Here is a 6,732-nt window from a genome sequence, read left to right on the forward strand (position 1 = left end):
GAGGCGATCATTCACCCATTGGTGCGCGCCGACGCCGATGCCTTCCTGGCCAAGCATCGTAACGCGAGCGAATCGATCGCGGTGCTCGACATTCCCCTGCTGTTCGAAACCGGCGGCCGCAACCGCGTCGACAAGGTCGTCGTCGTCACCGCCCCGGCCGAGACCCAGCGCGAACGCGTGCTGGCGCGGCCGGGCATGACGGAAGAAAAACTGGCATCGATCCTGGCCAAGCAGGTGCCGGACGCGGAAAAACGCCGCCAGGCCGATTTCGTCGTCGACACCGGGCGGGGATTGGACGCTGCGCGTGTTCAAGTGAACGCGATCATTGCGGAGCTAATTGGGCGCGGCGGACCGCGCCACTGACACTGGCTGCTGTCTGTCAACGTCGGCGCCGCCCCTCATCTGCCTGCCGGCATCTTCTCCCCGTATAGTGACGGAGAGAAGGACGCTGTCGCAAAGGATTTCGCCAATCTCCAAGGTTCGGAAAGGGAGCCGAGGTTGCGGCCAGCCCCTTCTCCCCGTCACTATACGGGGAGAAGGGCCCGGCAGGGCGATGAGGGGCAGCGCAAACCTGTAGTGATTGCCTTGATCAGCTTCGTTTCCCATTGCCATTTTGTTCCGGTCTCACGATTCTGCTCCTTTGGAGCGACTGATTCGATGCGTGAAATCATCTTCGACACGGAAACCACCGGCCTCGATTCGCGCGACGACCGCGTCATCGAGTTGGGCGGCGTCGAGCTGGTCAACCGCTTCCCGACCGGCAGGACCTTCCACCACTACATCAACCCGCAAGGCCGCGCGATCCACGCCGAGGCGCAGGCGGTGCACGGCATCAGCGCGGCGGACCTCGCGGGCAAGCCGACCTTTGCCGAGATTGCGCAGGAGTGGCTGGACTTCACCGACGGCGCCAAGCTGGTCGCCCACAACGCAACCTTCGACGTCGGCTTCCTCAACGTTGAATTCGGCCGGCTGGGTCACCCGGTCATAGACAATGGTTTTGTCGTCGACACGCTGGCGCTGGCGCGCCGCAAGCACCCGATGGGCCCCAACTCGCTCGATGCGCTCTGCCGGCGCTACGGCATCGACAACACCAAGCGCACCAAGCACGGCGCCCTGCTCGATTCCGAATTGCTGGCCGAGGTCTATATCGAGCTGATCGGCGGCAAGCAGGCGGCACTCATCCTCGACAGCGCCACCGCGCCGGCGCAAGGCGAGAATGTCCGCCAGATCGAAATCATCATCAGCCAGCGCCCGGCACCCCTGCCGCCGCGTGTCACCGAAGCCGAACGCGCCGCGCACACCGGCATGGTCGGGACGCTTGGCGAAAAGGCGCTGTGGCTGAAGGTTGCGGCTGGCTGAGCAACTACTGACCGAAACCCTCGCGTCTTCGTCATCCTAGGGCGGAGCAGGAGCGAAGCGACGTTGCGGAGACCCTAGGATCCATGCAGTGACAGTGGTGCAGTGGCTCCGGCGGTGCAAAAAACCGAACGCCTACCACCCCGTCCCGCGAATCAGCTCGAACCATTCCGGATTGGCCTTTTCAATTAGATCTTCCGTTGGCGCGGCCAGCGTTTCAGCGACTTCTCGCGCTGGATGGCATCGGTGATATCGAAAAATTCTTCGTACCAGACCAGCCGCTGAACACCGTAGCGGCTGGTGAAGCGCGAGCCCTCACCGGATTTGTGCTCCGGCATGCGGCGACCGAGATCGTTGGTGACACCGATATAGATGGTGCCGGCCTTCTGGCTCGCAGTCATGTAGACATAGCCGGTCATCGTTTTAGCGTAGCGAGCATAGGCGCGGGGGCAAGCGCCATTCTGATCCGTTGCATTCTAAGGCGCACGTCACGGCATGGATCCTAGGGTCTGCGCTGCGTCGCTTCGCTCCTTGCTTCGCCCTAGGATGACGAAGACGGGAGGGCTAGGCCATTCGAAGGGCGCCGGCGCCTCAGCTATCTCTCCAGCACCTCAAACAGAAAACCCGGCGCGAGGCCGGGTTCTCAGAAAACAACAGCGATGGCAGCCGAGCTCAGCTCACCTTGACCTTGGACGCCTCGTCCTCGGCCAGCTTCTGCTGGAACATCTGTGCGAAGTCGATGGGGTCGAGCATCAGCGGCGGGAAGCCGCCATTGCGGGTTGCCTCGGCGATGATCTGGCGGGCGAACGGGAACAAAAGGCGCGGGCATTCGATGAACAGGATCGGCAGCATGTGCTCCTGCGGAAAACCTGCGATGGCGAACACGCCGCCATAGACCAACTCGACATTGAACAGCACTTCCTGGTCGAAGGACGCCTTGGCGTTCAGCGTCAGATTGACGTCGAACTGCTTGTCGGAGAGCGGGTTGGCGTTGACGTTGACGTTGATGGCGATGCCCGGCGCCTTGTCGCGACCGCGCAGCGAATTGGGCGCGCCGGGGCTTTCGAAGGACAGGTCCTTCACATATTGCGCCAGAACGTTGAGCGACGGCTGCGCCGCATTGCCGTTTCCGTTGGCTGCGCCGACCGGCGCGTCATCTTTGCTGGCCATAAGCCTTGTCCTCTTGCCTGGGCAGCGTCGCTGACCGAATTGAAATCGGGCGTTCGCTACCATGGCGGGGATGACAAGACAAGGTTTGCCGCCTTGCTTCCGGGCTGCGGGATGGAGATGGGACGGCGCCCTAATCGTCCTTCAGGCGGCGCCACGGCGAGTTGTGATCCGGTCCGCGCTTCAGATCGTCTTCGCGCGAATAGTCGCCGTCTTCGAGGTCGATGACCCTGTCGCGCCGGCCACGAAAACCGCCGGTCGAGAAATCGGTGGCGACGACAATGCGGCCCTTGAACCGGCTCCAGGCAAAATCGCGCAATGGCGGCAGGAACAGCAGCAGGCCGATGATGTCTGATATGAAGCCGGGGATGATCAGGAGGATCGCCGCAACCACGATCATGGCGCCGTGCGCAAGATGGCGGCTGGGGTTCTGGCCGGCGGCCATCTCGGTGCGGATGCGGGCCATCACACCAAAGCCCTGGTATCGGAGCAAAAGCACGCCGGCGATGCTCGAGGCCAGCACGAGGCCGACCGTCGCCAGCGCGCCGACCTCGCGGCCGACGATGACGAAACCGGCGATTTCCAGCAGCGGAAGCGCGAGGAGAAAGAAGGGAAGCAGCGAAATGCGCAAGTCTTGCCAACCTTTTTCGATTGTTATGATCGTTTCGATTGTTTTGGCCGCCAGCGAGCAATCGCCGCTGGCACTGAGGCTGTTAGATAGGTATGCCTGCCTTTGATTTGAATGATTGCGCCTTGCGTTCTATATGCTTTGAATGTTGAACGCTATGCGACCGTGGCCATTGGGCCTGACGGTCCGGCCACAGGGCAGGGATTGATTGGCGGAAGATATGGGATTCTTCGACTTCGGCACGATTTTCTTCCTGATTGCGGCGGTGGTCATCTTTTTCCAGCTGCGCAATGTGCTGGGCCGCCGCACCGGCAGCGAACGGCCGCCCTTCGATCCCTATTCGGCGGCTCGCACCGGCGACAAGGATGCCGCCCAGAAATCCGAAAACGTCGTCTCGCTGCCGCGCAAGCGCGCGCCAGGCGAGCCGGCTCCCGACACCTATGCCGCGATCGACGCTTTCGCCAAGCCCGACACCGACCTCAACAAGGGCCTGCGCACGATCAAGGACAATGATCCGTCCTTCGAGCCGAAGGGTTTCGTCGACGGCGCCAAGATGGCTTACGAGATGATCGTCATGGCCTATGCCGACGGCGATCGCAAAACGCTGAAGAACCTGTTGTCGCGCGAGGTCTATGACGGTTTTGTCGCCGCCATCGGCGAGCGCGAGGCCAAGGCGGAAAAGATCCAGTCCTCCTTCGTCGGCATCGACAAGGCCGACATCGTCTCGGCCGAGATGAAGGGCGGCGAGGCGCATGTCACGCTGCGCATCATCAGCGAGCTGATTTCGGCGACCCGCGACAAGGCAGGCGCGGTCATCGACGGCGACCCGGAAACCGTCGCCGAGGTCAAGGATGTCTGGACCTTCGCCCGCGACACGCGCTCGCGCGATCCGAACTGGAAGCTCGTCGCCACCGAGGAAGAAGACTAGTTCGGAAACACGCGGCGAGGCTCCGGTGTCGCTATCGCCTCTTTTTGTCGAGAAAGCCTTTGGCGACCTGCCCGGCTGGGACGATGACGACCATCTGGCGGCCTTCGCCGCCTTTCGCCGCTCGGCCTTCCATGTGCTGACCAAACCCTATCGCAGCGGTGCGCTCGGCGTCGACTTCCAAGCTTTTGCCGATGCCTACGCGGAGGCGCGGACCGTTTCGCCGGCGAATCGGTCGCCGGTTTTGGCCCGCGGGGAAGCCCGCGCCTTCTTCGAGCGCCATTTTGCCCCGGCGCTTGTCCCTGCCGAACATGGCGGCGCCGGGCTCGTCACCGGCTTCTATGAACCGCAAGTCGAGGCGTCACCGGTGCGCACGGACCGATTTTCGGTGCCGTTGCTGTCGCGCCCGGCCGATCTCGTCGATATCGACGACGGAAACCGGCCGCCCGGCCTGGATCCCTACCTCGCTTTCGCGCGCCAGACGCCGAACGGGCCGGTCGAGTATCCCGACCGTGGCGAGATCGAGCGCGGCGCGCTCGACGGCAAGGGCCTGGAAATCGCCTGGCTGGCCGACAAGGTCGATGCCTTCTTCATTCACGTGCAAGGTGCCGCACGCCTCGCCATGACCGACGGCCGGCTTGTCCGCGTCACCTATGCCGCCAAATCCGGCCAGCGCTTCACCGGGCCCGGCAAGATCCTGAGCGAGATTGGCGAGATCCCGCTGGCGGAGGTGACGATGCAGTCGATCCGCGCCTGGTTCAAGGCGCATCCGGACCGCGTCGACGAGATACTGCGTCAGAACCGCTCCTACATCTTCTTTCGCGAGGCCGATGTCGAGGACGCAACCCTTGGCCCGATCGCCGCCGCCAAGGTGCCGCTGACGCCGGGCCGCTCGATCGCCGTCGACCGCCTGCTGCATACATTCGGCACGCCCTTTTACATCGACGCGCCGACGCTCACTGCTTTCGACGCAAAACCGTTCCGCCGCCTGATGATCGCGCAGGACACCGGCTCCGCCATCACCGGACCGGCGCGGGGCGACCTGTTCGCCGGATCGGGCGATGCCGCGGGCGAGATCGCCGGCGTGATCCGCAATGCCGCGGATTTTTATGCGCTGGTGCCGCGCGCGCTCGTTGCGGGTGCGGTCCGATGACCCGGCGCCCGGACAAGCTCAGCGAGGATGACCGGGTTCTGTGGAACCTGGTGGCGCGCACGGCCAAGCCGCTGAAGGGCAAATTTGCCGTCGACATCCCCGACATTGCCGCCGAGGCCAGGCCAAATCAGCCGCAGCCGGCGCTGGCCTCTGCCAACGCCGCAGGGACCGCAAAGCCGAAGGCTCAGCAAGTCACGCACCGCCTCGACGAGCCGACGCTGGACAAATTATCGAAAGGCCGGCTGCCGATCGAGGGCCGTGTCGACCTGCACGGCATGACCCAGGACGAGGCTTATTCGCTGCTGTTTTCGTTCCTGCACCGGGCGCATGCCGGCGGCGTCCGCTATGTCCTGGTCATCACCGGCAAGGGCTCGTCCTCCGGCGGCGATGGGGTGTTGCGTCGCGCCGTGCCGGCCTGGCTGTCGACGCCCGCCTTCCGGCCGCTCGTCTCCAGCCACGACCATGCCGCCCGCAACCATGGCGGTTCGGGTGCGCTCTATATCCGCCTGCGGCGGGCGCGCCTGTGAGGAGTTCTATCATGAGGGCGGGGACATGACCCCGTTCGGAGAGAAGCTGCGCACGCTACGAGGCGAACGCGGTGTCCGCCAGAAGGACATGGCGGCGGCGATCGGCGTCAGCGCCGCCTACCTGTCGGCGCTCGAACATGGCAGGCGCGGTGCCCCGACCTGGACGCTGATCCAGAAGATCATCGGCTATTTCAACATCATCTGGGACGATGCCGAGGAACTGGCGCGGCTGGCCGAGGCCTCGCACCCGCGTGTAAAAATCGACACGTCGGGTCTTTCCCCCGCTGCCACCGAGCTTGCCAATCTGCTGGCCGAAAACATCGAGAAACTCGACGAGGCCGAGCTTCGCCGCATCACTGCATTGATCCGCGCGGCGTTGAACCAGCGGCCGTAGCCGACGATCCGAGCGTGATGCAGGTTCGCCTGCCTCAGCAGGAAACTGCCCGCCGGCGGACCGCCAGCGGGCACAGTGGTGAGATCATTTCTTGCCGGCCGTGCCGCCATTTCCGCCCCGGCCGTGATCGCCATTGCCGCCATGGCCATTGTTTCCACCCCCCAGGCAGCCCGACGCCCCGGCATCACCGCAACAGCGGCCGGCCCAGAGGTCGTTGAGGTTGGTTTTGGAACAGCTGGTGGTCTGCTCGGCCATGGCGGATCCGGCCATGCTCGACACCGCGAGAGCGGCAAGAAGGGTGTTTCGCAGAAAAGCAGTCATCTGAAGTCTCCATGGTTGGTTTCGGTTCACGGCTGTGTGTCGCTGGCCGAAGCGAAATGGTTCACGGAGAAATGCGAAAATTCATTGGGGGGCGGTCGCGGTGGGAAATATTGGCAGACGTCGCGCTGCCCCTCATCCGCCTGCCGGCACCTTCTCCCCGTATAGTGACGGGGAGAAGGTGCAGCCGCGCGGTTGGCGCTTACGACGTTGATGATTGGCGAAAGCGACGATGAAGGCGTCTTTCTCCCCGTCCCTATACGG

The 6,732-nt window shown here is 63.9% G+C and carries 9 protein-coding genes and 1 pseudogene; 6 read left to right on the top strand and 4 right to left on the bottom strand.

Going from position 1 to position 6,732, the window contains the following annotated elements; genetic code table 11:
* A partial coding sequence (locus tag EN906_RS17580; RefSeq protein ID WP_127375283.1) for a dephospho-CoA kinase occupies window positions 1–363 on the top strand: 363 nt, incomplete at its 5' end.
* A 294-nt stretch (window positions 364–657) separates the two neighbouring features.
* Window positions 658–1,359 carry a DNA polymerase III subunit epsilon gene (gene dnaQ, locus EN906_RS17590; RefSeq protein ID WP_127268022.1) on the top strand — a complete coding sequence of 234 codons (702 nt, stop codon included), beginning with the start codon at window positions 658–660 and terminating at the stop codon, window positions 1,357–1,359.
* A 132-nt stretch (window positions 1,360–1,491) separates the two neighbouring features.
* On the opposite strand, the pseudogene EN906_RS17595 reads toward dnaQ, so the two are convergent.
* The 3 genes and pseudogenes from EN906_RS17595 to EN906_RS17605 form a co-directional block, all read right to left on the bottom strand.
* Window positions 1,492–1,775, bottom strand: a pseudogene (locus EN906_RS17595) (GIY-YIG nuclease family protein).
* Between the two features lie 253 nt (window positions 1,776–2,028).
* Window positions 2,029–2,526, bottom strand: a complete 498-nt coding sequence (gene secB / locus EN906_RS17600) for a protein-export chaperone SecB (protein WP_023813420.1) — start codon at window positions 2,524–2,526, stop codon at window positions 2,029–2,031.
* A 130-nt stretch (window positions 2,527–2,656) separates the two neighbouring features.
* Window positions 2,657–3,154: an FxsA family protein gene (locus tag EN906_RS17605; protein WP_127271639.1), complete on the bottom strand. Its 498-nt coding sequence runs from the start codon at window positions 3,152–3,154 to the stop codon at window positions 2,657–2,659.
* Between the two features lie 217 nt (window positions 3,155–3,371).
* On the opposite strand from EN906_RS17605, the gene EN906_RS17610 reads away from it, so the two are divergent.
* Genes EN906_RS17610 through EN906_RS17625 form a run of 4 tightly spaced genes read left to right on the top strand, consistent with a single transcriptional unit; the run spans window position 3,372 to window position 6,150 of the window.
* On the top strand, window positions 3,372–4,079 hold the full coding sequence (locus EN906_RS17610; RefSeq protein ID WP_127268043.1) for a Tim44/TimA family putative adaptor protein: 708 nt from the start codon (window positions 3,372–3,374) through the stop codon (window positions 4,077–4,079).
* A gap of 25 nt (window positions 4,080–4,104) precedes the next feature.
* Window positions 4,105–5,229 (top strand): murein transglycosylase A, encoded by a 1,125-nt coding sequence (locus tag EN906_RS17615; protein ID WP_127268044.1) that lies wholly within the window; start codon window positions 4,105–4,107, stop codon window positions 5,227–5,229.
* Window positions 5,226–5,756, top strand: a complete 531-nt coding sequence (locus tag EN906_RS17620; RefSeq protein ID WP_127268045.1) for a Smr/MutS family protein — start codon at window positions 5,226–5,228, stop codon at window positions 5,754–5,756. Before EN906_RS17615 ends, EN906_RS17620 begins: the two co-directional genes overlap by 4 nt.
* A gap of 25 nt (window positions 5,757–5,781) precedes the next feature.
* Entirely contained in the window at window positions 5,782–6,150 is a 369-nt protein-coding gene (locus EN906_RS17625) for a helix-turn-helix transcriptional regulator (RefSeq protein ID WP_127268046.1), read from the top strand.
* Between the two features lie 84 nt (window positions 6,151–6,234).
* Here EN906_RS17625 and EN906_RS17630 read toward each other — a convergent pair whose 3' ends face one another.
* The gene (locus EN906_RS17630; protein ID WP_127268047.1) at window positions 6,235–6,471 is read right to left on the bottom strand and encodes a hypothetical protein; all 237 of its coding nucleotides are present in this window, start codon (window positions 6,469–6,471) and stop codon (window positions 6,235–6,237) included.
* Between the last annotated feature and the right edge of the window lie 261 nt (window positions 6,472–6,732).

The sequence above is a fragment of the Mesorhizobium sp. M7A.F.Ca.CA.004.06.1.1 genome (genome assembly GCF_003999135.1).
Classification (GTDB): Bacteria; Pseudomonadota; Alphaproteobacteria; order Rhizobiales; family Rhizobiaceae; genus Mesorhizobium.